The organism is Vibrio sp. Vb0304 (assembly GCF_033338995.1).
Taxonomy (GTDB): Bacteria; Pseudomonadota; Gammaproteobacteria; order Enterobacterales; family Vibrionaceae; genus Vibrio; species Vibrio alginolyticus.
On the sequence record NZ_JAWOTT010000001.1, the window covers coordinates 402,961 to 426,383 of the forward strand.

At 43.4% G+C, this 23,423-nt stretch carries 22 protein-coding genes; 3 read left to right on the plus strand and 19 right to left on the minus strand.

The features are described 5' to 3' along the window. Window positions 1-250 precede the first annotated feature (250 nt). From R7P35_RS01725 to malK, 16 genes are all read right to left on the minus strand, one after another. Entirely contained in the window at window positions 251-868 is a 618-nt protein-coding gene (locus tag R7P35_RS01725) for a glutathione S-transferase family protein (RefSeq protein ID WP_053303833.1), read from the minus strand. A gap of 14 nt (window positions 869-882) precedes the next feature. Next, window positions 883-1,917, minus strand: coding sequence for an NADP-dependent oxidoreductase (locus tag R7P35_RS01730; protein WP_222716843.1), 1,035 nt, complete (start codon window positions 1,915-1,917; stop codon window positions 883-885). 151 nt (window positions 1,918-2,068) lie between these two features. Further along, window positions 2,069-2,668 (minus strand): TetR/AcrR family transcriptional regulator, encoded by a 600-nt coding sequence (locus R7P35_RS01735; RefSeq protein WP_005385858.1) that lies wholly within the window; start codon window positions 2,666-2,668, stop codon window positions 2,069-2,071. Window positions 2,669-2,718: 50 nt separating this feature from the next. Continuing rightward, window positions 2,719-3,039 carry a N(4)-acetylcytidine aminohydrolase gene (gene yqfB / locus R7P35_RS01740; RefSeq protein ID WP_005385855.1) on the minus strand — a complete coding sequence of 107 codons (321 nt, stop codon included), beginning with the start codon at window positions 3,037-3,039 and terminating at the stop codon, window positions 2,719-2,721. 67 nt (window positions 3,040-3,106) lie between these two features. After that, window positions 3,107-3,502 (minus strand): VanZ family protein, encoded by a 396-nt coding sequence (locus R7P35_RS01745; protein WP_053303831.1) that lies wholly within the window; start codon window positions 3,500-3,502, stop codon window positions 3,107-3,109. A 2-nt stretch (window positions 3,503-3,504) separates the two neighbouring features. Then, window positions 3,505-4,812 (minus strand): oligosaccharide flippase family protein, encoded by a 1,308-nt coding sequence (locus tag R7P35_RS01750; protein WP_318091610.1) that lies wholly within the window; start codon window positions 4,810-4,812, stop codon window positions 3,505-3,507. A gap of 8 nt (window positions 4,813-4,820) precedes the next feature. After that, window positions 4,821-5,852: a glycosyltransferase family 4 protein gene (locus R7P35_RS01755; RefSeq protein ID WP_053303830.1), complete on the minus strand. Its 1,032-nt coding sequence runs from the start codon at window positions 5,850-5,852 to the stop codon at window positions 4,821-4,823. After that, window positions 5,849-6,682 carry a putative capsular polysaccharide synthesis family protein gene (locus R7P35_RS01760; RefSeq protein WP_005375258.1) on the minus strand — a complete coding sequence of 278 codons (834 nt, stop codon included), beginning with the start codon at window positions 6,680-6,682 and terminating at the stop codon, window positions 5,849-5,851. The genes R7P35_RS01755 and R7P35_RS01760 overlap by 4 nt, the downstream gene beginning before the upstream one ends. Before the next feature lie 15 nt (window positions 6,683-6,697). Beyond that, window positions 6,698-7,945 (minus strand): O-antigen ligase family protein, encoded by a 1,248-nt coding sequence (locus R7P35_RS01765; RefSeq protein ID WP_053303828.1) that lies wholly within the window; start codon window positions 7,943-7,945, stop codon window positions 6,698-6,700. Further along, window positions 7,911-8,963, minus strand: coding sequence for a glycosyltransferase (locus R7P35_RS01770; RefSeq protein WP_053303827.1), 1,053 nt, complete (start codon window positions 8,961-8,963; stop codon window positions 7,911-7,913). Before R7P35_RS01770 ends, R7P35_RS01765 begins: the two co-directional genes overlap by 35 nt. A gap of 2 nt (window positions 8,964-8,965) precedes the next feature. Next, the gene (locus R7P35_RS01775) at window positions 8,966-9,775 is read right to left on the minus strand and encodes a putative capsular polysaccharide synthesis family protein (protein ID WP_053303826.1); all 810 of its coding nucleotides are present in this window, start codon (window positions 9,773-9,775) and stop codon (window positions 8,966-8,968) included. After that, a complete protein-coding gene (locus R7P35_RS01780) occupies window positions 9,753-11,933 on the minus strand; it encodes a GumC family protein (RefSeq protein WP_171053541.1) in 2,181 nt (726 codons plus the stop codon). Before R7P35_RS01780 ends, R7P35_RS01775 begins: the two co-directional genes overlap by 23 nt. A gap of 15 nt (window positions 11,934-11,948) precedes the next feature. After that, window positions 11,949-12,482 (minus strand): polysaccharide biosynthesis/export family protein, encoded by a 534-nt coding sequence (locus tag R7P35_RS01785; RefSeq protein WP_005375265.1) that lies wholly within the window; start codon window positions 12,480-12,482, stop codon window positions 11,949-11,951. 12 nt (window positions 12,483-12,494) lie between these two features. After that, window positions 12,495-13,700, minus strand: a complete 1,206-nt coding sequence (locus R7P35_RS01790) for an outer membrane beta-barrel protein (RefSeq protein ID WP_158173201.1) — start codon at window positions 13,698-13,700, stop codon at window positions 12,495-12,497. Window positions 13,701-13,710: 10 nt separating this feature from the next. After that, window positions 13,711-15,111 (minus strand): undecaprenyl-phosphate glucose phosphotransferase, encoded by a 1,401-nt coding sequence (locus R7P35_RS01795; protein WP_042521578.1) that lies wholly within the window; start codon window positions 15,109-15,111, stop codon window positions 13,711-13,713. A 420-nt stretch (window positions 15,112-15,531) separates the two neighbouring features. Beyond that, complete coding sequence (gene malK / locus R7P35_RS01800) at window positions 15,532-16,650, minus strand: maltose/maltodextrin ABC transporter ATP-binding protein MalK (protein WP_005375271.1); 1,119 nt, start codon at window positions 16,648-16,650, stop codon at window positions 15,532-15,534. A 672-nt stretch (window positions 16,651-17,322) separates the two neighbouring features. Here malK and malE point away from each other — a divergent pair. The 3 genes from malE (at window position 17,323) to malG (ending at window position 21,058) form a co-directional block, all read left to right on the plus strand. Then, window positions 17,323-18,501 carry a maltose/maltodextrin ABC transporter substrate-binding protein MalE gene (gene malE, locus R7P35_RS01805; protein ID WP_005375272.1) on the plus strand — a complete coding sequence of 393 codons (1,179 nt, stop codon included), beginning with the start codon at window positions 17,323-17,325 and terminating at the stop codon, window positions 18,499-18,501. Between the two features lie 79 nt (window positions 18,502-18,580). Beyond that, window positions 18,581-20,155 (plus strand): maltose ABC transporter permease MalF, encoded by a 1,575-nt coding sequence (gene malF, locus R7P35_RS01810; RefSeq protein ID WP_005375273.1) that lies wholly within the window; start codon window positions 18,581-18,583, stop codon window positions 20,153-20,155. Window positions 20,156-20,167: 12 nt separating this feature from the next. Continuing rightward, on the plus strand, window positions 20,168-21,058 hold the full coding sequence (gene malG, locus R7P35_RS01815; protein ID WP_005375275.1) for a maltose ABC transporter permease MalG: 891 nt from the start codon (window positions 20,168-20,170) through the stop codon (window positions 21,056-21,058). A 367-nt stretch (window positions 21,059-21,425) separates the two neighbouring features. On the opposite strand, the gene R7P35_RS01820 is transcribed toward malG, so the two are convergent. The 3 genes from R7P35_RS01820 to R7P35_RS01830 form a co-directional block, all read right to left on the minus strand. Continuing rightward, entirely contained in the window at window positions 21,426-21,671 is a 246-nt protein-coding gene (locus R7P35_RS01820) for a hypothetical protein (RefSeq protein WP_005375277.1), read from the minus strand. Window positions 21,672-21,842: 171 nt separating this feature from the next. Then, window positions 21,843-22,328, minus strand: a complete 486-nt coding sequence (locus tag R7P35_RS01825) for an acyl-CoA thioesterase (protein ID WP_005375279.1) — start codon at window positions 22,326-22,328, stop codon at window positions 21,843-21,845. Window positions 22,329-22,473: 145 nt separating this feature from the next. Next, entirely contained in the window at window positions 22,474-23,379 is a 906-nt protein-coding gene (locus R7P35_RS01830) for a DMT family transporter (RefSeq protein ID WP_017635281.1), read from the minus strand. Window positions 23,380-23,423 lie beyond the last annotated feature (44 nt).

The following is a 23,423-nucleotide window of genomic DNA, read 5'->3' on the forward strand; positions in this document are numbered from 1 at the left end:
AGGAGGTTATTACGGAAAAGCTGGGGGAGAAAACTGATATTGCTTATCAATTCAATAGATGGTGACTATGGTCGAAACTATATTAGAATCAGAAATTTACTACATTAGCTTGATTGACATAACAATCGACGTTCTCGAAAGCGATTGACTGGGGGGAAGCGCTATCCAGTTAGCGTGTCTGCGATGCTAGTAATATCGCCCCTTAAATGAAGTTTTACGTGTCATCAAAGGGGCGAAAGGGGGGAAGTAATTAAGAGTACTTCACTTCAAGTTGTTCAGCTTTTGCACATGCTGGGTGTGTCGCGAGCTGTTTCCCATAACGTTCAATATTAGGGAAGTGATTAACTAAACCAAACTTTTGAACCAATTCGACAATGAAAGACATCATGATGTCTGCGCCAGTCAGACGCTCTTCTACTAGGTAAGTTTTGCCTTCTAAGGATTGCTCGAAGTAGCCTAGTACATTCATTGCTTCCTTGTCGGCATAGCCTGATAAAAACTGAGTTTCATTTGGCTCTTTGCTTACGAAGATTTTTAGCAGCATAGGTAAAATTGCAGAGCTTTCTGCAAAATGCATCCATTGCAAATATTCTGTGTGTGCTTTTGTACCACGCTCAGGAGCAAAGGCTCCGTCACTGTATTTCTCAATCAAATATTCGGTCATTGCACCTGACTCAATGATAATCTCGCCGTTATCTTCAAGAACAGGTGACTTTCCTAATGGGTGAACACTTTTTAGTTCTGGCGGTGCCATGAAGGTCACGGAATCACGGACATAGGGTACAATCTCGTAATTTACATCTAGCTCTTCAAGTAACCAAATGATGCGCTTTGAACGAGACTGATTGAGGTGGTGAAGTTTAATCATTTACATATCCCTTTTTATAATGGGTCGTTAATCTGTACTACAAGTTTGCCGAAATTCTTACCTTCCAACAGACCGATGAATGCTTCTGGCGCATTATCCAGTCCTTGTACTAGATGCTCGCGGTATTGGATCTTTCCTTCTGCCAACCATTGCTTAATATCTTGCGCAAATTCACCGTAACGATGTCCGTAATCATCAAAAATGATGAAGCCTTGCACCTTGATTCGTTTGGTCAGGAGCTTACCCATTAGTAATGGAAGGTGGTCGGTACCTTCAGGCAGCTCTGTCGCGTTGTACTGAGAAATCAAACCACAAAGTGGGATACGCGCATTTGTATTCAGAAGTGGCATTACAGCCTCGAATACTTTGCCACCTACGTTTTCGAAGTAAACATCGATACCTTTGTCACAGGCATTTTTCAGTTGTTCTGCAAAGTCTTCAGCTTTGTGATCAATACACTCATCGAAACCAAGCACCTCTTTAGCGTAACGGCATTTTTCTTCTCCGCCTGCTATACCAACAACTCGGCAACCTTTGATTCTACCAATTTGACCAACTGTTGCGCCTACAGGCCCCGTAGCAGCTGCTACCACGATGGTTTCCCCTGGTTTTGGCTGACCAATGTCGAGTAAACCCATGTACGCGGTAAATCCTGGCATACCTGCAACGCCTAACGCGTAAGAAGGGTTTTGCGGTTCTTTACCAAGTTTAATGACCATCTCACCAGTTGAGATAGCGTAGTCTTGCCAGCCAACAGTGTAGGCAAGAATCCATTCACCCGCTTCGTAATCTGGGTGGTTTGATGTTTCTACCTGACAAACTGTACCACCGACCATTACGTCATCAATTGCAACAGGGTCAGCGTATGATTCGGCATCACTCATGCGACCACGCATGTATGGATCTAGAGATAAATAAACCGTTCTCAATAGCATTTCACCCTCTTTCGGAGTCGGTTTCGTTACCTCTTCTAAACGAAAGTTTTCTTGTGTCGGTGCACCATGGGGACGTGACGCGAGTACGATTCTGCGATTTGTTGCGTTAGTCATATCTATCTCACTTGTTGATTAGACCGGTCGTCTAGTATTTATTTCAAAATATCCCGCTTATTTAAAGCGGGAAGGTTTACTGTGTTAACACTGACGCTTTTTCTGACAGTGAAACGTGTGTAGGGTGTTCATTCTGCTTCCACGCCGCCCGTTATGGGCAAGTGCGCGTATTCTGCAGTAAGTGTTGAGTATAGGTCAGACTTTGCGTCAATGCTGCCTGATCTTGATAAAGTTTGTTCAGCAAGCTAGCGCCATTCCAAAGGTAGTATATCTGCCTTGCTAATAACGCACTGTCACCATTGGGGATTGAGCCATCTTGAATGCCGATGTCAATGCAATCCGCTATCGCTTGAATGGTTTTGTCTGCTCCTTGGCGTAATGCCAAGCGCATTGACTCAGAGAGATCGGAGACTTCTGCACTTAACTTAACCAATAAACATTTGTTCGCATTACACACGTCGTCTTCTACTTTGACCATTTCTTCGAAATAGCTCATTAGGCGTTGGTAGCCACTCAGTTCAGTATTGGTAAAGCGTGCGTTTAAACGCTCAAAATACTTAGTAAAGTAGTCTTGAATCATCGCTTCACCAAATTGTTCTTTGGATTTGAAGTAATGATAAAACGAACCTTTTGGCACTGCGGCCTTTTTTAATAGCTCTGAAAGACCAACACTCGTGAACCCTCGGTTTACGATCAACTCGTATCCGACGTCGAGAATATGTTGGCGTGTGTCATTCGTCTTTGCGTTCATGAAGTGTACTATAGGATGAATTAGACCAGTCGTCTAGTATTTGTTGTGGGTTATTTAATCAGCTCATACTCAATAACAAAGAGCGTGTCGGTATTTGGGTAGATTTCTCGAATTAACTGCTTGAGTTTTGGTAGTTCGATGGCTTCTTGTTCTGCATGAAACTCATTAATATCTTCAAAGTGAAGTGGTTCTACAGAACGTATCTTGATATCGCAGACTTTACGATCCGTTTCTAAGGTAAAAACTTCGACTTCTGTATTGGGAACGTAATGGCTTTCTGATTCATCTCGAATCGTTATCGTCTTTTTGCCTGACGTGATCAACGGGGTTAAGAATTCAAAAAAAGTAATCTTGGTTGGATGAGATGGCATGATGTACTCGTTAGTCTGGTTGTTTGGCGTAATTATATACCCAAATCCCCCAGAGATTCCTGTATTACTAGAACGACCGAGTGCGGATGAAGCGAATTAACTTGGCACTAAAGTAACCTGAGATAACGCCTATCCAGTTGGTGCTGAGATCATCAAAACTAAATGATCGATTTGGAATAAAAAGTTGGCTCATTTCTTCCATTGAAACGATAGCCAACAGCAGTAGCAAAAGACGAATCCCAAAAAAGTCGGTTTTATTCGAGCTCACCAGAGAAGGGAACGTGAAGACCGATAAAAAGCCGATCCATAAACTGAAAGTAAAGTGAAGCGTACTCGATCCGCCTAAGTAGGTTTCCATTTGCAGGTAAGCGGTATGGTGTAGGTCAGAGCTTTTCCACAAAGAAAGTGAAGCGGTTAACATCAGGACTAAAACAAAACTCGTGCGTGCCAGTATTAAAGCCATAATTAACCTATTGGAAAGAAGCCTAAGTAACGTTTTACAAAGTACAGTGCAGCTAAATTCTGGATAGCCATGCCAATTGCCATTGCCCACGCTGCACCAATCACCCCAAACATTTGGCAAAGCGTAACAAGTAGGCAGATGGACACCGTACCGGAGGAAATTGTAATGTATTTCATGGTTCTCTCATGACCACTCATTAATAATAAAAAACCTACTGAACCAGTCGCAACATTGACTAACTGCCCCAGAGAAAGGACGACTAATAGTGGCGCCGCGGCGAGAAACTCCTCACCAAAAAACTGCATTACAAACTCGGGGAAGAGGGTGCAAATAATTACGGGTACAATCGCTAAACCAACATTGGCTCGGCACGCCAAGCGGCTCAGGTTCTGCAGTTTACGCATTTGACGCTCTTTGTAGAGAGAGGCAAACATCGGGGCGACCACAAAGTTAATGGTAATCAGCACGAAGCCAATCAGTAGTGATGTACGTTGGGCTGCGGCTAACAAACCGAGTTCCGCTGTTGAGATAAAAAAGCCCGTAATAACAAGGCTTCCCCATTGAAGAACATTCGTGAAGATACTGCCAACCCAGACTTGCTTGGCAGAAGAGACCATTTTTTTGTTTGGTACGAAAGCCGATGTTTGATATTGATCTGAGCCAAGCCAATTGGCACTAGATATGACCGCGACACCTATGCTCGCTAAAAGCAGTGCGGTCATTAGATTGTTGATATTTTGCTGACCCATATAGTCTAGGGCAAAGACAAAAATGACCATCAACATGCTTACCCCAAGCTGCAACGCAAACAGAGATGATACTACTTTTCTACATGCTTGAAGCACCCGACTGTTGGTTTGCGCAAGCACCAAGAAAGGTATGCAAAGCAAGCATAAAGTAATCGCATACATTGGTGATTGAGTCTGGTTTAGCTGTTCTGGAAACAAATTAAACCCTGCTAACAAAACGCCTATGGCGAGCAAGCAAAATGCCATACTTCGATAAAGTGCGGTTTTATAGTTTTGGCTTTGTTCAAGCTTCTCTTTGTTATTAAAAGCGATCGCATTGTAACGAACTAACGAGACATCAAAACCTAGCTGAGAAACGATAGCGAGTAGCGAGACTAGGTTGAATAAAAAGAAAAATTGACCGGCCGTCGAAGCGTCACTGGTCTTCGATACAATCAGAGTCAGTAAAAAAGCAAATAGCGCACTCAACACACGCGTGATTGCGGTTTTTAATCCAGTAGATAACAAGCTTTTTTTACCGCTGGGCATCAACAGTAATTTTTGTTGAACAGTGTGAAACATAGGGGCATTTAACCGTAAAGTTTATTGAGTGCGAGGCGCTGTTTTTCTTCACTGAAGGCATCGTTTAATTCTGCTGTATATTGGCGAAAATCAATCTCTTCATAATGATTGACACAATGCGCGATCTGCTTGGCCATTTCTTCAGGTGTGAGCGCTAAAAACGGGTAGTTGAGATCTTTGGTTGCGCCGATGGTCCGAATAACCATAGGAAGATGTAACTTGGATGCTTCTAGAATGGTTAACGGCATCCCTTCCCATGCTGCAGTATGTAGATAAAGGTCTGAACCCTTGAGCTTTTCAACTACCTCATCGCGAGGCAGCATGCCCGTTACATCCACATTTTCAGTGCGTAATTTCTGTTCGAGTACGTGGTCACCGCCACCTATCCATGTGATCTCTATCGGGCGGTTAAGCGCATACCGATTAAGGAACTGCAATGTGCTGATAAGAAACTGAGGATCTTTTTGGGGCGCGACACGACCAAGTACAACGAGCTTCAGCGCTTCTTGCTTGTTTCGCTCTATACGATCTTCACTTTGATAAGACACGTAGTTGTTGAGCAGTTCGGCACGTTTCGCACCAATGCTAATGGCTAGGTCACACTCTCGTTGGCTACAGCCTGCAACCACATCAATTTTGCTCAGTTTTACTTTCTCTAGTGCTTTATAGATCTGGCGTGCAAGCTCTGAGATATCTTCACGTTCGAAGGCATAACAGTGCGGTGTGTAAACCAAGCGTGCCTTGCCAAGCTTTAGAAATCGGCCGAGAAATCCCGCTTTACTCGAGTGCAAATGCACGACGTCGGGAGCAAGTGATGCAATCATGTGGTTTGCATCGCGAATAAATTGAAGCAAGCCGCCTTCTACCCACTTTGTCTGTACGAAAATGTGGTGGTTGTTCTCATTGGTCAAGTCGTTTTCTCGGGCTCTGGCTAGCAAGAAATGTTGATAAGGCTCGTCTCTGGATGAGTGAACATAACTATAGAGGGCGGTTTGAACGCCACCTCCAAACGCTTCTGTAACATGGAGTACTTTCTTCATGATGATTTTGTCCCTGGTGTTTGCATCCATTTGTGTTTAAAAGCATCACGCTCTTGCTCTGAATAAACGTGGCGATACAAGGGAAGATCGTACATATAAAACAGTTTTGAGAAGTCGTAGTGATTCTTAAAGTGTTGGTGGATATTGGAGTACCACTTGTTTTTCGCTTCGTTGCTGTTTTTCAGTACGAAGTCTTGCAACTCAAGAAACTCACCGATTTCTTTATCAAGAGAACTGAGCTGTTCGCATTTGATTAGCATGACGTTGGCCTGATCGTTCTGGAATGTGAAGAAAGGTTGAGTGTTGTCCAGCTCTTGGCGCATCACATCGATATTGAAATTACGCTTTAACTCGTTGTCGAACCAGTCCGCAAAATAGTTGAGATTGATATAGTTATCAAAGCAATGCTCGAGGTGCTGATACGTGACTTCCATATCTCGGTGAATTGCATCATTCTTTTTGCCTTCGATAAATTGCAAATGGAGGTCTTGAAAGAAACGAGAAAAGACAGTTGCGATTGGATCGCGGACCAGCGTAACGATTTTAATCTGCTCGCGTTTTTGTAAGATACGTTTTCGCTGCTTGAGCACTAAGCGATAGAGTGCGCGGTTTCGGAAGTCGAAGAATTTACTCACGTCTTTTTTATTGTGATACATGTGAAATTCTTCGTGATCATCAAAGGTGTGGATGTGATAGCTCGGGATATTTTTCTCCCCTAGCGTGTGCTCAATTGATGAGGAGCCAACTTTGCCCATTTGGTAAACTAAAACAAAATTATCAGCTTGGAGTTCTCGGTTCTTTTCAAATTGTCGAGAGATTGAATACTTCATCTATCCTATCCTTGATTATTCATATTCGTGGTGATGGTTTACCGGAAAAGTATGAGCAATGGCCCTTGAGTCGTTGCTCATGCTGATCATGACGGGTAATAAGAGTATTAAAATTATGGTGGTGTTTACCGCAACGAAAAACACCATGATGAGGGCGTATATCGCAAGTAATAGGCTTTTTCTGTTTTCATTAAGACTACGGAAGCAAAAGCGAATAAAAAGAAAATAACCACCAAACAGCAGACCGATACCAAACAATCCGTATTCAATTGCGGTATCTAACACAAAGTTGTGGGTGTAGATCGCCAGCTCATCATAATTAAAGTAACTGATCATAAAGTTGGGTAACATTTTCGCGCCGACACCTAACACTGGGTGTTGAAGTAAAATATCTAGCCCATTGGCAAGTAAAAGTTTTCTATGAAGATTTGATACCCAGCGCGCTTCACTTTGGTTGGCAAATAAGACGTCTTCTTGGGTTATTTCCAATGTGTCTGCTAGCGTTTCAAACCCAACGTAGAGTGTGGTTGTGACGGCAGTAAACACAATGAAGCTCAAGGCTAATAAAATTGTCCACGTGTACGTTTCGCTGAGCGATTTTCTCATTAAGTTTTTTACGAGCAGTTGGTCAAAGAAGAAAAGCAGACAAAAACCAAGTAGCGCTTTTCTTTCTTGTGACAACACCAGTAATACTAAAGCTACGAGCATCAAAAGGTGGAAAGCGCGAATTTTATCTCGATAAAGGTACAGTAGTGAGCACAGTACACCGAACCCGTATTTACTTACCCCGAGTAACTTAAACCCACTTTGATAGCCCTGAGCAAAGTGCCATAAGGCAACGAGCGAACAGATGAAAAACAACAGATACGTGAAATAAACCATTACCCGTTCGTCATCAAACACGCCATAGGCGTACATTAGGCTCAGTAGGCACAAAATCGCTAACCATTGCACAGTTTCTATAACTAGCGGCATTAAAGGGACGCGATTTAGCAGACCATTTATGAACACATACCCAGTGAACAATACGAGGAACCCCATACAGGGATGTATGAGTTTTTCAGCTTTTCCTTCCAATACCACTAATGCAGTAAAACCAATAGACAAAAGGCTTGCGATGTCAGATGGGGCTAGCGCTATTCCTCCAGCACGAAACTTCATTGGAATAAAGAACAATACTAATAGGCATGCTGCAAGCAATGAGGCGCGATGGCTCGATGGCGCGGAACTATTTGTTGGCGCAAAGCTGCTGGTAGATTCCATAGTAACCTTCACGAAATTTATCGATGGTGTAGAGAGAGGCCCTATTGACTGAGTATTGACTTGCAGCGTCATACCGCTCAACACTTTCACACAGTTGGAGAACTTTTTGGCTCAGTTCAGTGGCGTTACCAACTTGAAATAAATATTCGGCACGTCCGGTGACGTCATCCAAACCAGGTACGTCCGACGATAGTACGGGTAAGCCTGCTGCCATCGCCTCAACCGCCGCCAAACCAAAGCCTTCGACGTGCGACGATTGCACGTAAATATCCATGTCGTTCAAAAAGGCTGGAACGTCAGAAACTACGCCATGAAAGTGAACACGTTGCGCGACGTTGATTTTTGTTGCCAATGCTTGCAGTGACGATTTTTTTTCTCCATCTCCCGCAAGGTGGAGTTCGTATCGTCTTGGTAAATGGATAAGTGCTTGGATAAGCGTTTCATGGTCTTTATGTTGGTGAAGTCGGCCCACCATTCCAATCTTGATAACTGGTTTGTCGATTAGGTGGCTGGCGAATCTTGGCGTCATAGAAAACCTTTTTAAATCAACGCCATTGTGCACCACGTGATATTTATGTTGATAGCGAGGCATGAACTTCACCAGTTCATCTTGTACTTTTTCACTAATACTGACCGTCAAGTCGTGGCCCCAATATAAGACGTATTCCATGAACTTAAACAGCGGATAGTCACGTCGACGGTTATAAGAACAGTGCTCAGTCTGGATTCGTTTTTTACCTACCGCCAATAGCGCTAGGTAAATGGAAGGGTAGAGGTGCCCGTGAACGACATCCGGCCAACGCAGCAAAGAGAATTTCTCACTCAATGACAATGTGCGCCAGTTAAAACACTCTACCCCTTGGGCGGATAGCATTGGTAAGTAATCATTTTCATCACACAAGACCAAAATTTTGATTTCGTATTCAGGCTTATGTTCTAAAACAAGGTCGACTAAGAACTTCTGAGCACCGCCGTTCTGAGAAAGATCATTGATAATATGTAGAATCTTGGTTTTCATGATTAATTGGTCAGATATTGCTGTTTAAGGTCGGTGATTTCTGTATTTGAGAAAAAGTGCTTCGTCAATTTAGAATTCAGCATTTCTTCAACGTACTCGGGTGTAGGTTGAAATTGCGTTTTGAATTCTTTCATTAGTGGCGAGTACCATTTGTTGTCTGATTGATTTTCATAAACAACATCCACGGGGTAACCTAAAAAGTCTTCAACTGCGGAGTTAGCCTTCGTTAGCTTGTCACTTCGAATGACCAACAGTGAGAAGTTATTGTTATGGTATGTTTGATAGCCTACTTCGTGATTAAAAGACTCGTTAAACACATCAATCCCTGTTAGTTGTTTGATCTCGTTGTCAAACCACTGCAGCGCATATTGATGATTCATGTGCTTATCAAATGCTTCTTGGAGTAATTGCGGTCGTTCGGTACGTATTGCGCTGTCATCCTTTAGATATTTGTCCGCCATCCAAAAAGGAAGTGCTTGAAAGAACATTGAGACATTTCGTCCGATCGGTTCACGCACCAGCGAGATAATTCGAACTTTTTTCTTACGCTTTAACATGCGGCTCATCGTTATGCGCTTTAGTCGTCGCTTTAACGCATTGATCTGAGGCTTATGCAATTGCGCTCTAACGGGGGATATTTGTTTTTGCGCATCGACGGTCATAAGGTCGTGCAAGTGAATCGAGTCAGGAATGGAATGCTCTAATGCACTCGAACCTACTTTGCCCATTTGATAGATCAATACCGGCTGTTCTTGGCTTTTCAACGTTTGGTACCAAGATAGGTTTACGTTAGTAGGCGTATTTCTGGACATAAAGCGTCTCTCCTTCCTTGGCCTTGGCTTGTGTGATTAAGACGCCAAGAGATGGAACTGAGTGTTGTATTTGTTTAGATAACGCAAGGTTAACCAGTGATGATTTTGTTGATTCTGAGCGAATGACGGTGATCAGACCATTGGCATACTGACCAAGAATAAGTGCGTCACTCACTGACAGTAGGGGTGGTGTATCGATAATGATCCGGTCATACTTATTTTGAAAATGTTCGAGCAACTTTTTAAAGCGATCAGAAGCCAGTAATTCCTGTGGGTTTGGCGGAATTAGGCCGGCCGGTAATACATCTAAGTTGGCTTCTTTTATATGTGTAACACAATCTTTGATTGGCGTATCCATAGTCAGGATATGCGTTAAGCCAGGGCTTGATTCAGCAATACCGAATCGCTTTGCGATGGAAGGTCGACGTAAATCGCAGTCGATGATCAACACCTTTTCCATTTTTGAAAACGACACCGCCATATTGATACTGGTCGATGTTTTTCCTTCTTCTGGAATAGCAGAGGTAAAGGGCAATATCTTTTGCTTCGTGTTGGTTAATCTGAGCAGAAGCGAGGTTCTGACCGAGCGGCAAGCTTCACTAAATAGTTTTTCTTCATCATCTAAATACGCGGTATAACTGACGCCGTTTTTACGCAAATTGCGTTTTTTGACCATAGGAATCACACCTAAACACGTAACACCAAGTTTTTCCTGCACATCGGCTGCGCTTCGGATAACTTCTCGCATCGTTTCTAAGATGATGACTAGAGCGCAAGCAATGGCAAAGCCAAAAAAGGTGGCAATTAGTACCAGTTTGATTCGTTGTGGTGCCACCGGGAATAGAGGAATGATGGCTTTATCAGTAAAGCGAGCAGTGACATTCTTGTAGTCGCTGGTGGCGTTGGTCTCTTTCTCACGATTTAAGAACGCTTCATAGAGTGCCTTATTGGATTCAACCTCGCGTTTTAACTGTTCGTAACGCGCTTTTTGTGACCCTAACGATTGAAAGTCTGACTTTTTGTTATCGAGTTCTGCTCGAAGCATGTCCTCTTGCGCTTTTGCAGCAAGAAGGTCTTGTTGCTTACTGAAGGAAATGTCACGGATGAGTTGCTGGGTTCTTGATTGAATTTCAGCAAGCTGTGCTTTCGCCTGAATCATTCGATCATGCTTAGGTCCGTAGCGCTGTGCCAGTTCAGAGAGATTTTTGGCTGCCTGTGCTTCCGACAATTTTAGATCGCGGATTTGCGCTTGATTAGCGAATTCATCAATTGACAACAAGCTGTCTAAACTTTGCGAAGATTTACGTCGTAACAGTTGGATTAACGTCTGCGCTTCAATACGCTTATTAACAGCGATATTCAGCTTGCGAGTGAGTTCTTCTAGCTCATTTGCGTAAATTTCATCAATACCGTTTATATCGATCAACCCTTCTTTTAACAAGAATTCTTGCAGCGCTTGCTCCGAGTTACGTAATCGCTCCTCCAATTTTTGAGAGTTATTTGTCAACCAAGTAGCCGCATTTTGTGTAACGACCAATTTGGCTTCAAAATTTGCGTCAATATAGGCTTGGCCGACCGCGTTGGCGATTGTCGTAGCAAGCTTAGGATCGGTAGAACGAAAGCGAATTCTGACTAATTGGGTGTTACGTACTGGCTCAATATCGAGTTTACTTCTGAAAGCTTGAAGTGCCTGATAATAGGACTCTGAAAACTGCGCGGTTTCTTTTGGGCTTGGTGCCACATTCAGTAGGTCTTGAACAAAAGGAATCGACTTTATTTGGTCGATTTTTTTATTTAACCCCCCTGAGCTTGTGAATTCAGGTAATTGGGTGAGGTTCAGCTCCCTAATGACCTTATCTGCAATATGATTCGATTTTAAAATGGCGATTTGCGTTTGAAAGTACTCTTTTTTTGTCGTGTCGACGCCATATACTTCCTCGATTGAAAGGGCGCTTTTTTGCTCCTCTTGGATGAGTAGCGTAGCTGTAGCTTGGTATATCGATGCTTTGGAGTAGATATACCAAGTACAAGTTAATGAGAACAGAAGCGTGAATGCTGCGATGCTTAGCCAATTCTTTTTAATCGCTTTGAAGTGATGGCCAAAACGAATCAGTTCTACTTTGTTCATCTGGAGATTATTTGGATGAGTCCCGTTCATTTGATTCCCTGTCACTTAAAAGAAGCTCTGGTCAATAAATACAATGTCACCAGGTTCAACGTTGCGGTGCATACTGACCCCCTCCATCGTTTGACCTGTTTTATGCTTGGTGAGGTTAATGCCTTTGCGTGAGGCTCTGTCGGTCAAGCCACCTGCTAGAGCGATGGCCTTCTCTATGGTTAATCCTGGACGGTACTCAAATCCACCAGGTTTCCTGACTTCTCCATTAACGTAAAACAGACGAAAGTTATTGATGGTGACCATCACTTTTGGATTGATGAGATAATCGCCTTTTAAGCCCGTTTCTATTTCGTACTTGAGTTGTTTTGGTGTTTTTTTGATTGCTTTAATTCGGCCAAGGTAGGGGTAATCAAAGTAGCCATCTGACGTTATTAGAATATTTTTAATCGTAAGATCTTCTTCACCATAGACCTGCACGGAAATGGTATCGCCAGTATCGAGTAAGTAATCTTCCTCGTTTGAGTCAGCGTTGACCAAAGTGCTAAATAGCAACAACGCTACACTCATGAATTTGATGAATGCCTTCATTAATAATCCTTTTTACAGAGAAAACTGTGCGCTTAAAGTCCAAATGTTTTGTTCGAAGCTATAACCCGATCGGCTAGAGTTTTTATCTTGGTATTGCCAATCGGCTTGCAGCAGTATCCAACGTTTGATCTGATAATCGATACCAAAAGATAGAGTGTACCGTTCGTCGTTTCTGGAGATTCCCGTGTAATCATCTTGTTGATAAACAGCACCTAAGCGAGTTGCAAGGTAACTATTCCAATCGTGCTTGAGGTTCAGTCGGTAACGAGTTTGTAGGTTGTAATCGCCATCTTGATCGGGGTTAACCGCCGCTTGAGTGGTTTTCACGCTGACTAGAGTTTGTTCTTGAGGCAACCATTCAAAGCCGATATCCCAACTAAAGCCTTTAAATGTCTCTCGTTGAGCGCTGTCAAAATCTTTGATTTGATAACCGAGTCGAGCGATGCCTTTGGTTTTTCCTGTGACTTCCCATTCGGCACCGGTGTAATAGAAACTGGTGTTGTTATCTTTCGATGGCTGCGCAGAATTTCGGTGCTGATACTCGGTTACGATTTGGTTTGTTCCGACTAACCAATAGGTTCTTGGCGTCGCTCTTAAATAGAACTCCAAATGTGCATTGGGAGCTCGAAAATCGTTGTATTTAGTTTTAGCGTTTGGGCGACCAGGCAAGCCGTCACGATAGTTTTGATAGGTTTTATCACTATAGCCTAAACCGAATTCGAGTCTGCCTTTGGCACCGTTAGATCCAAAGACATAATTGGTTTTTACATCGTTACGGTTGAACTCTATTGGTGAGTCGATTGCGCTACCATTACCTTCGGTAATATCTTCTCCTCGAACTTCATGCTGGGCGCGAAAACGGTAATCAACCACTAAACGATGACGATGATTAAATTCGAAAAAGTTGGAAAACTGAAAAGTGTGGTCGTCGAAGTCGTTGCGATCGTCAGATGAAAAGCCAGCTTTTAACTTATATAAAATATCTGCGCGATAGCGATTCCGTTCTATACGTGCTAGTAAGCTTGGTTCTATACCCCAAATATTTACTGACTCTACATTGCCGGATTTTTCCGCTTTATTGATGTTGTCATCTCCCTCGTAGAAAGTTTTTACGAGGGGAATCAACTCTATACCAGACTCGGTTTGGTAAGCCATCGGTTCTGCGAGCAAGTCAGTAGAAAACAGACTCAATGCTATTGCCATTGTCAGTTTCTTCATAATCTCAACCTTAGTAAGCGTTAGCACCAGTGAAGCCTTTGAAAACGGTCATAAAGATGATTTTGATGTCCATCCAAACCGACCAATGGTGGATGTAATCCAAATCAAACTCGACTCTCTTTTCCATTTTTTCTAAGGTGTCGGTTTCGCCGCGATAACCATTAATCTGCGCCCAGCCAGTAATGCCTGGTTTTACTTTGTGACGTAGCATGTAGCGATCCACGATCTGACGGTATTCTTCATTGTGTGCCACGGCATGAGGGCGTGGGCCGACAATAGACATGGTCCCTTGCAGTACATTGATAAATTGAGGTAGTTCGTCCAAAGAGGTGCGACGTAGAAATCCGCCAAAAGGCGTAATACGAGGATCGTTCTTTGTCGCCTGTTTCACGTTGGAACCTTGATCCATGGTTGTCATTGAACGGAACTTCCAGACTTCAATCTTGCGTCCATCAAGACCGTACCGATGTTGTTTAAAGATGACAGGGCCTTTAGACGTTGCCTTAATGCCAATCGCAATGACGAATAGAATAGGGGCGATTAAGACCAAAATAATGCTCGAAAACAAGATGTCTTCAAACCGTTTTACCCAAGAAGAAATTCCAGCAAAAGGTGTATCAAAGACACTTAGTGTTTGAACTTGGCCGATCTGCGCCCAACGAGAATGTAAAAGGTTATAAGTGAAGAAGTCGGGAATCAGATACGTATTTGCGGTGGTATCTGAGAATTGGTTAAGAAGTGACGCAATGCGCTCTTTTGCGTGCATTGGCATCGCGATATAGACGTAATCTACTTCCCCTTTTTTAGCTCGCTCAAGGGCGTGGTCAACAGCTCCTTTAATAGGATAATCAGAATTTGGCAATCTGTCGGAAGATCGTTCGTCGTAAAAGCCATCAAAAAGCACGCCGTGTTCTGTGTGGTTTTGAATTTCGTTAGCTAGGGTAATGCCGTGAGGAGTTTGGCCGATGATGATTGCAGTGCGAGTGTTGAATCCTTTTTTTCTCAAATAGGCTAATCCGGTACGGAATGTTACTCGCCATGCCAAAAGCAGAGCGGGCGTAATCGCAAACCACAGCGCTAAAATTGTGTTATCAAATAAGGTATGGACTTCAGAAAAATACAGCACAACAAAGATAAGTGCAGAAGTCACCGCCCAAGCAACACAGACAATAAACATCTGCTCTTTAAACGAACTGGTTCGCCAAGAGCGATACAGATTGCCGCTTTCTGCCATAAATAGAAAGGAGATGCCTCCAACGAAAGCCAATATGACGTAATCTTTCCCCATCGCAGTATTCATGTCTTTGAACACTAAAAGCAGCATAAAAGAGACGATGACAGCAAGATCTGAGATGCGATATAAAAAAGCGAACTCCATCTCATGAGAGCGGATAAGTCCTTTTTGTTTCATGACTCAGTTTCCCTTCTGACACGCTACCGCCCTTGGGTGTCTTCCCCAATTGCCGTGTCGTGAACGTTATTAGTAGTTAGTGCACAGAGCATTCTGTGGAATGCTGCTGAGTTTTTTGTCACGTGTAATTTCGTTGATAAGTGTAAAAATTTGCTTTGTTGAGGTAAGTGGAAATAAGAATGATATTTAGCCCTTTGGCTAAGTTTGGCGGGTTAGGAAAAAGCTGGTACTTACTTATGAGGAATGAGGAAAAGTATTAAAAATGAAGTATCAGTACAAAGACAATGGTTTATGTGAGGGTAGAAGAAACGGGTGATTTGATTCGTTAACGATTAATGATTTAGTATCGAATTGCTGATATTTATTAAGATAAAAAAATCCCTCTCACTTGAGAGGGATTTTTGAGTAAGGACGAATGAACTATTCGACTTCTACGCCGTTTTCTTTGTATAGGCGGCGGCATGCGCGACCATCACTGTGGAACAGGTGACAACGATGAGCTGGAATACCGATCTCGATTTTATCGCCAGTGTCGACTGCAAGCGTGTCCGGCTGACGGAAAATAACGTCGGCGTCCGCGCCTTCTAGATTTAGGTATACTTGAGTTTCGTTACCTAGCTTCTCAACAATCATCACTTCACCGTGAATACTTGCATCAGCTTCAGAAGCGGATAATAGGTGCTCAGGGCGAATGCCTAAAGACATTCGGTCGCCGCGGTTAACTGTTGTACCATCCACCGGAATCCAGAAAGATACGCCGTTAGATAGTTGAACTTTGACGCGCTCTGCTTCTACTTCATCAATGAACACGCTCATGAAGTTCATTTTCGGAGAACCGATAAAGCCAGCTACAAAGCGGTTTTGTGGGTAATGGTAAAGTTCAAGCGGCTTACCAACTTGCGATACATAACCGCCGTCTAGTACAACGATTTTATCTGCCATTGTCATCGCTTCTACCTGATCGTGCGTTACGTAGATCATGGTACAACCAAGTTGGCGTTGTAGCTTAGTAATTTGTGCTCGCATGTTTACACGCAGTGCCGCATCCAAGTTTGATAGTGGCTCGTCTAGAAGGAATACATTTGGCTGCGATACTAATGTTCGGCCAATCGCCACACGTTGACGCTGTCCACCAGAAAGTGCTTTTGGTTGGCGCTCAAGCAAGTGGCCTAGTTGTAGGATTTCTGCTGCTTGTTCAACACGCTTGTCGATTTCTGCTTTGTCTGCTTTTGCTAGTTTCAAGCCAAATGACATGTTGTCATATAAGTTAAGGTGCGGGTAAAGAGCGTAAGACTGGAATACCATACCAACACCACGTTTGGATGGTTCGACGTCATTCATGCGCTGGTCACCAATATACAAATCACCTGAAGTAATGTCTTCAAGACCGGCAATACAACGTAAAAGGGTAGATTTACCACAACCTGATGGACCTACGAAAACAACAAATTCACCTTCGTTGATTGTTAGGTCTACGTTCTTAGAAATCAGTACGTCGCCATACGCTTTACAAACATTTTTTAACGTGACACTCGCCATGTAGCTCGTCCTCGATCAATTTTTTATTATTCACCGCTCATCATTATATGAATTATCTAGCGAGCAGTAACAGTAGGAATCGGTAAGTTCTTGCGGTTGGTAAGAAAAGTAGGGTAGCACTTCAATAAAATGTCCTGAATAGAAGTGCTACCCATCATAGCCAAGTACGAGTTTCTCTCCCCCACATTATTCGTATTGTCTCCCCCGTGAAATAATTACCACAAACAACACTAATAATGACATTCCACTCGTCTGGCAATGCAAAACCAGCAAATCTTTTTCCTAATACGTAGGCACTGCTGGGAAAGGGTTCTTACCATCCACTCTTGGATGACTGCAGTTTCTAAGATTGTGCGTAGTGCGACATCCTCCTAATAGAAATAATTGTAGGGGGAGTAGAAAGGGAGGAGTAAAAAAGGAGGAGGAAGAAAGCAGTTGGTCGGAAATCACATTATTGCACCACCTAAAGTTGAAACCGATCACAGGAACTATCCATTTTGTGATTTGAGTCTCTTACCCTTGGCGATTTAGATCACGAAAATACGTCATAATTGTAAGGGCGTAGGGATTAGGAGGATGAGACATATTGGATTATTTCAGATGATATATGTCGAAATACGGCTGAACCTCAATGGACTAGCCCTACATCAAAAATATAAAAAGGATACGAACATGAAAAAGTTAAGCGCTGTAGCACTAGGTACTCTTGTTGCTTTGGGTTCTTTTGGTGCTAATGCTGCCATCGAAGAAGGACAACTTACTATCTGGATCAACGGTGATAAAGGCTACAACGGCCTTGCTGAAGTTGGTAAGAAATTTGAAGAAGACACAGGCATTAAAGTGACTGTGGCTCACCCAGATGGCCTTCAAGACAAATTCCCTCAAACTGCAGCGACTGGCGACGGTCCTGATATCGTATTCTGGGCTCACGACCGTTTCGGTGGTTACGCAGAAGCTGGCCTGCTAGCAGAAATTAAACCTTCTAAGAATATTCAAGAAGGTATCGTTGATTTCGCTTGGGATGCAGTACGTTACGACGGCAAATTGATCGGCTATCCAGTTGCGGTTGAGTCTCTATCTCTAATCTACAACAAAGACCTAGTTCCAAACCCACCAAAGTCTTGGGAAGAGGTTGCAGCATTAGATGCAAAACTTAAAAAAGACGGCAAGTCTGCAATCATGTGGAACCTAAAAGAACCGTACTTCACTTGGCCATTAATGGCGGCTGATGGCGGCTACGCGTTCAAATACACTTCTGAAGGTTACGATGTTAAAGACGCTGGTATCGCGAAAGAAGGCGTTAAAGACGCAATGAGCTTCGTAAAAGGCTTAGTTGATAAAGGCGTAATCTCTGCGGATATGGATTACTCCGTGTCTGAGTCTGCGTTCAACCAAGGCAAAACAGCGATGACGATTAACGGTCCATGGTCTTGGGGCAACATTGAGAAGTCTGGCGTTAACTACGGCGTGACTACGCTACCTAAGTTCCAAGGTCAATCTTCTAAGCCATTCGTTGGTGTTCTAACGGCTGGTATCAGCACTGCGTCTCCAAACAAAGACCTAGCAGTTGAGTTCATTGAGAACTACCTACTAACAAACGATGGCCTACGTATGGTTAACAACGATAAGCCTCTAGGTGCGGTAGCACTTAACTCGTTCCAACGTGAGCTTGATTCAGATACTCGTATCGCAGCAACAATGGACAATGCGATGAACGGCGAAATCATGCCAAATATCCCTCAAATGAACGCATTCTGGGGTGCGGCTAAGAACGCAATCATCAACGTAGTTGACGGTCGTCAAACTGTCGATGCAGCTCTTGCAGATGCAGAAAAACAAATGACTAAATAATTAAGTAAGACCTTTTTAAGGAGGAGGCAACTCCTCCTTACTTTTCTATATTTATTCTATATTCGCTAGCAGGTTCCCTATGCAGTCAGTTCAAGGTACAAATGCTATGACAGCACCAGAAGCCAGCCTTCCGAGCAGCAAAAAAGTGTTCATGAAATGGTCACTTTTAGGCACAGTCGGCATCATCAATGGCTACGCAACAATCCTTATGTATTCTCGCGGTGAGATTGCGTTTGCACTACTTACGCTCATTCTTACCGCTTTAGCGTTGTTCATCTTTGGTAGCAAAAAGACGTACGCACACCGTTACATCTACCCTGGTATAGCAGGGATGATCCTTTTCATTCTTTTTCCTTTGGCGTACACCATAGGTTTGGCGTTTACCAACTATAGCGCGAAGAACCAACTCTCTTTTGATCGCGCTCAGAACGTACTTTTGGACCGAACTTACCAAAGTGGTGATAGCTACCCGTTCACTTTGTATAAAACGGAGCAAGGCCATCAACTTGTGGTTGAAAAAGATGGTGAGCTACTTGCAAGCCCGACTTTTCAGCTTGATAACCTTTCAGCATCGGAGTTTGATCTTTCACCAATTGAAGAAGTAACGGGTGAAAAAGAATCAATCAAGGCGATTGTTAAGAACCGCAGTGCGTTGAGCAGTGTCGATTTACATTTGCCAAGTGGTGATGATATCCGCATGAGTGGGCTGCGCAAATTTGCTGCAGTTGTACCTTTGTACACATTACAAGAAGATGGTGAAACGCTTTACAACAACCGGACTGAAGAAACGCTACGTCCAAATATGGAAGTAGGTTACTACCAGCCTGTCGATGAAAATGGTCAATTTGTTGGTAGCACAGTGTCACCAGGTTTCGTGGTGAACATTGGTACCCACAATTTTGAGCGTGTTTGGAAAGATGATGGTATCAAAGAGCCGTTTATCAGTATCTTTATCTGGACCATTGTTTTCTCTGCGCTAACCGTATTGTTTACGCTTGTTATTGGTCTTGTCCTTGCCAGTGTGGTTCAGTGGGAAGCACTTAAAGGTCGCTCAGTTTACCGTTTGTTGCTAATCCTGCCTTATGCAGTTCCGGCGTTTATTTCTATCTTGATCTTTAAAGGTTTGTTTAACCAAAGCTTTGGTGAGATCAACATGTTGTTGGAAGGCTTATTCGGCATTAGCCCGGCTTGGTTCTCTGATCCGTTCATGGCGAAAACCATGATCTTAATTGTTAACACTTGGCTTGGTTTCCCTTACATGATGATTTTGTGTATGGGCTTACTAAAAGCGATTCCAGACGATTTATATGAAGCATCAGCAATTGATGGTGCGAACTTTGTCACGAACTTCACACGTATCACACTACCAATGATGTTGAAGCCGTTAACACCATTGTTGATCGCGAGTTTTGCATTTAACTTCAACAACTTCGTACTTATCCAGTTGTTGACTGGCGGTGGTCCAAACATGATTGGTACATCAGAGCCTGCGGGTTACACCGACCTGCTAGTAAGTTACACCTACCGAATCGCATTCGAAGGTGCTGGTGGTCAAGACTTCGGTCTAGCAAGTGCAGTAGCAACGCTTATCTTCCTATTGGTTGGCGCATTGGCACTTATCAACCTACGCGTAACTAAAGTAGCTCAGGACTAAGGAGAAATTACAATGGCAATGGTACAAGGTAAGTCATTAAAGTATCGTGTTTGGGCTACTCATATTGCAATGTGGGCATTCTTGGCACTGATTATTTTCCCTTTACTGATGATCATCGCGATTTCATTCCGTGAAGGTAACTTTGCAACGGGTAGCCTGATCCCAGACAACCCAACACTTGATCACTGGAAATTGGCATTAGGTTTCTCGGTGACTAATCCAGACGGTACAGTTACACCGCCACCATTCCCAGTAATGACATGGTTGTGGAACTCGGTAAAAGTGGGTGGTATTTCTGCAATCCTAATCGTGGCGCTATCAACCACATCGGCTTACGCGTTTGCTCGTATGAAGTTCAAAGGTAAGAACACCATTCTTAAAGCGATGATGATCTTCCAGATGTTCCCTGCGGTGTTGGCACTGGTTGCTCTGTACGCGTTGTTCGACAAACTGGGTCAGTACATTCCTTTCCTTGGTCTGAACACGCATGGCGGTCTGATCTTCGCTTACTTAGGTGGTATCGCACTGCACGTTTGGACCATTAAAGGCTACTTCGAAAGTATTGACTCGTCTCTAGAAGAAGCGGCGGCTCTTGATGGTGCTACACCATGGCAAGCATTCCGTTTGGTATTGCTGCCACTGTCTGTGCCAATCCTAGCGGTAGTCTTCATATTGTCGTTCATCATGGTAATTGGTGAAGTTCCTGTAGCGTCACTACTGCTTTCTGATGTAGACTCGTACACACTTGCAGTGGGTATGCAGCAATACCTATATCCACAAAACTACTTGTGGGGTGACTTTGCCGCAGCTGCTGTACTTTCAGCAGTGCCAATCACTGCCGTATTCTTACTTGCGCAGCGCTGGTTGGTTGGTGGTCTAACCGCTGGTGGTGTGAAAGGATAATCTCTTGTGGTCTGAGATTGATAAGAATAACTAGAAAAGGGCGACCACATGGTCGCCCTTATACTTAGCACGGATATTACAATTTTGGTTTGGCCGCCGATCAGTAATATCTTGGCTTTTATTGGCGTTACGCATAGCTGGCTGTTAGCTTAGTTCCTTACGATTCAATCACTAACAGTTTTTGTAACCATAACCTGAGTTTAGACTCAGGTTTTTTTATGCCTGTTAAAGGCAATTGTGCAATAAGTAGATAGAGATTAGCGGCTTTGCAATGGATTACACAGGGCTTGAATAATGCCCTGCGTAGCACTTCACATAAATAACTAGAGCTTAGTAAAAAGCTAAATTGAGGTAGGGAAGGAAGAGATTAAAACTCTCGGCTGGAAGGTGCGCATCCAACGTATTGAAGCAGCGTGTACAAACTTTCTTGCTGCAGTGCGACGCGACGAAATAGATTAGCAAAGGTAACGTCACCGCCAAAGCAAGTTTGAATGTAATGATTAATTTCTGTTTCGTTATACCCCTCGACGTACATGGTTCTCACCCACTGGTACTCGACCGCTTTTAAATTGGTCAACGTCTCTTCACTTAAGGTCGTTTCTTTTAGTCTCAAGATCCAAACTCTATCCAGCTCTAAAATAATGGATGGATTTAAGCAAAGCTAGGTGAAGGATTTATGACAGAGAAGGGCGAGCGTGAAACAAATGGCAAAACCATGATGTTGCTCCACACTCTGGGTCTAGGTAACGTTGAGGTACTTAATAGCGTTCTTAACGGATGCCAGTTACTTGAGGTATTTAACGTGTGCTTCCATTTCTTCCCCAATCTCTTTACGCATGTTCATAAGACGGATAGCGGATTGCTCTAAGGCTTTGTCTTCATCTGACTCTGGAATCCATTTCGGTACATCGGTTGGTTTTCCGTTTTCATCTACAGCAACCATGATAACGATACAGTGAGTGGTGAGTCTGTTTTTCATTTGCTTTGGATCACTAGCTTGCACGTCAATCGCAATGTGCATTGAGCTTCGTCCGGTATAAATGACTTTCGCGCTAACTTCGACTAAGTTGCCGACATGAATCGGAGCAACAAACCGAATGCCGCCAGCATATGCGGTAATGCAATATTTACCACTCCACGCTGCAGAACAGGCGTACGCTGCCAAGTCGATCCATTTCATTACGGCGCCGCCGTGCACTTTCCCGCCAAAATTTACGTCGCTGGGTTCTGCTAAAAAGCGAAGGGTAATGTCTCTTTGACCACTGCTCATCTGTCTTTCCTTGATGGGTTATTGTTTTCCCAATTTAGCAGCAAGATGAATTTTCGGGAATAGCGAATGAAACAAAATATTAACTTTTATTCGAACGCTGGAAGTGACAAGCCACAGCGTAGTTCTGTGGCTTGGGGTGTAGATGTTAATTGGCGGTAGAGGCAACCTCAGAATTGGACAATGGTTTTCTCTGTCTTACTTTTATTTGCGACAGGATAACGCCAGAGATGACTAACAACCCACCAATAATATGGTAAGCGTAAATTTTCTCACCAATTAGTGTTGAAGCAAGTATGACGGAAACCACAGGCATTAGGTTCATGAACATAGCACTTGAATCAGCACCAATTGAATCAATCGCTTTTACCCACATCAGCGGCGCGAAAATGGAAGCAGCAATACCAGCATAAGCGATTAATGGTAGCGCGTCTTGGCTTGGTAACAGTTGTTCACTAGAGAGCCAAAGTGGTGTGAGCATCAAAACAGAAAAGAAGCCCTGCATGTAAACCAGAGTCAAACTACTGAATGGCATTTTCCAGCGTTTTAGCAGAACACAATAAGCCGCGTATACCATGGCAGCAACGAGCATTAAGCTGTCACCTTGCGTTAAGTCTTGATGTAAAAAGTAAGTGATATCACCGTGACCAAGCATAAATGCCAAGCCGCCGAGCGAAATGACACCACCGACGATACTTAACATTGATATAGATTTACCGAGCAATGGGACACTTAAAAACACACTGATCAACGGAACTAAAGAGGTGATCAGGGCCATATTAGAGGCCGTTGTTGTTAAACCGGCATAGTATCCAAGTGACTGGTTGAGAACCATACCAAGTAACGCAAGAAACGCCAACTTAGCTAAGTAAGGTCGAATAATGTGTCGTTGTTTGATGATTGCAGGCAGGCAAAATGGCGTTAGGAGTACCATTGCGACAAACCAACGGTAGAAACTCATCGCACTTGGTTCAATGGCGCTCGCAGCCATCTTGTTCACAATTGAGTTACCACCCCAAATCATAACGGTGAAAAACGGAAGTAAATAAATCATGAGAACCCTATAGCACAATTATTGATGGCGCTAGTCTGGCAGGT

Coding starts and splice junctions, on each gene's coding strand:
- R7P35_RS01830 (WP_017635281.1), bottom strand. CDS start 23,379: ATGATTTATTTACTTCCGTTTTTCACCGTTATGATTTGGGGTGGTAAC.
- malG (WP_005375275.1), top strand. CDS start 20,168: ATGGCAATGGTACAAGGTAAGTCATTAAAGTATCGTGTTTGGGCTACT.
- R7P35_RS01780 (WP_171053541.1), bottom strand. CDS start 11,933: ATGAACGGGACTCATCCAAATAATCTCCAGATGAACAAAGTAGAACTG.
- R7P35_RS01770 (WP_053303827.1), bottom strand. CDS start 8,963: ATGAAAACCAAGATTCTACATATTATCAATGATCTTTCTCAGAACGGC.
- yqfB (WP_005385855.1), bottom strand. CDS start 3,039: ATGCCATCTCATCCAACCAAGATTACTTTTTTTGAATTCTTAACCCCG.
- R7P35_RS01795 (WP_042521578.1), bottom strand. CDS start 15,111: ATGAAACAAAAAGGACTTATCCGCTCTCATGAGATGGAGTTCGCTTTT.
- R7P35_RS01725 (WP_053303833.1), bottom strand. CDS start 868: ATGATTAAACTTCACCACCTCAATCAGTCTCGTTCAAAGCGCATCATT.
- R7P35_RS01750 (WP_318091610.1), bottom strand. CDS start 4,812: ATGTTTCACACTGTTCAACAAAAATTACTGTTGATGCCCAGCGGTAAA.
- R7P35_RS01785 (WP_005375265.1), bottom strand. CDS start 12,482: ATGAAGGCATTCATCAAATTCATGAGTGTAGCGTTGTTGCTATTTAGC.
- R7P35_RS01735 (WP_005385858.1), bottom strand. CDS start 2,668: ATGAACGCAAAGACGAATGACACACGCCAACATATTCTCGACGTCGGA.
- R7P35_RS01760 (WP_005375258.1), bottom strand. CDS start 6,682: ATGAAGTATTCAATCTCTCGACAATTTGAAAAGAACCGAGAACTCCAA.
- malF (WP_005375273.1), top strand. CDS start 18,581: ATGCAGTCAGTTCAAGGTACAAATGCTATGACAGCACCAGAAGCCAGC.
- R7P35_RS01755 (WP_053303830.1), bottom strand. CDS start 5,852: ATGAAGAAAGTACTCCATGTTACAGAAGCGTTTGGAGGTGGCGTTCAA.
- malE (WP_005375272.1), top strand. CDS start 17,323: ATGAAAAAGTTAAGCGCTGTAGCACTAGGTACTCTTGTTGCTTTGGGT.
- R7P35_RS01775 (WP_053303826.1), bottom strand. CDS start 9,775: ATGTCCAGAAATACGCCTACTAACGTAAACCTATCTTGGTACCAAACG.
- R7P35_RS01825 (WP_005375279.1), bottom strand. CDS start 22,328: ATGAGCAGTGGTCAAAGAGACATTACCCTTCGCTTTTTAGCAGAACCC.
- R7P35_RS01765 (WP_053303828.1), bottom strand. CDS start 7,945: ATGGAATCTACCAGCAGCTTTGCGCCAACAAATAGTTCCGCGCCATCG.
- R7P35_RS01730 (WP_222716843.1), bottom strand. CDS start 1,917: ATGACTAACGCAACAAATCGCAGAATCGTACTCGCGTCACGTCCCCAT.
- malK (WP_005375271.1), bottom strand. CDS start 16,650: ATGGCGAGTGTCACGTTAAAAAATGTTTGTAAAGCGTATGGCGACGTA.
- R7P35_RS01790 (WP_158173201.1), bottom strand. CDS start 13,700: ATGAAGAAACTGACAATGGCAATAGCATTGAGTCTGTTTTCTACTGAC.
- R7P35_RS01745 (WP_053303831.1), bottom strand. CDS start 3,502: ATGGCTTTAATACTGGCACGCACGAGTTTTGTTTTAGTCCTGATGTTA.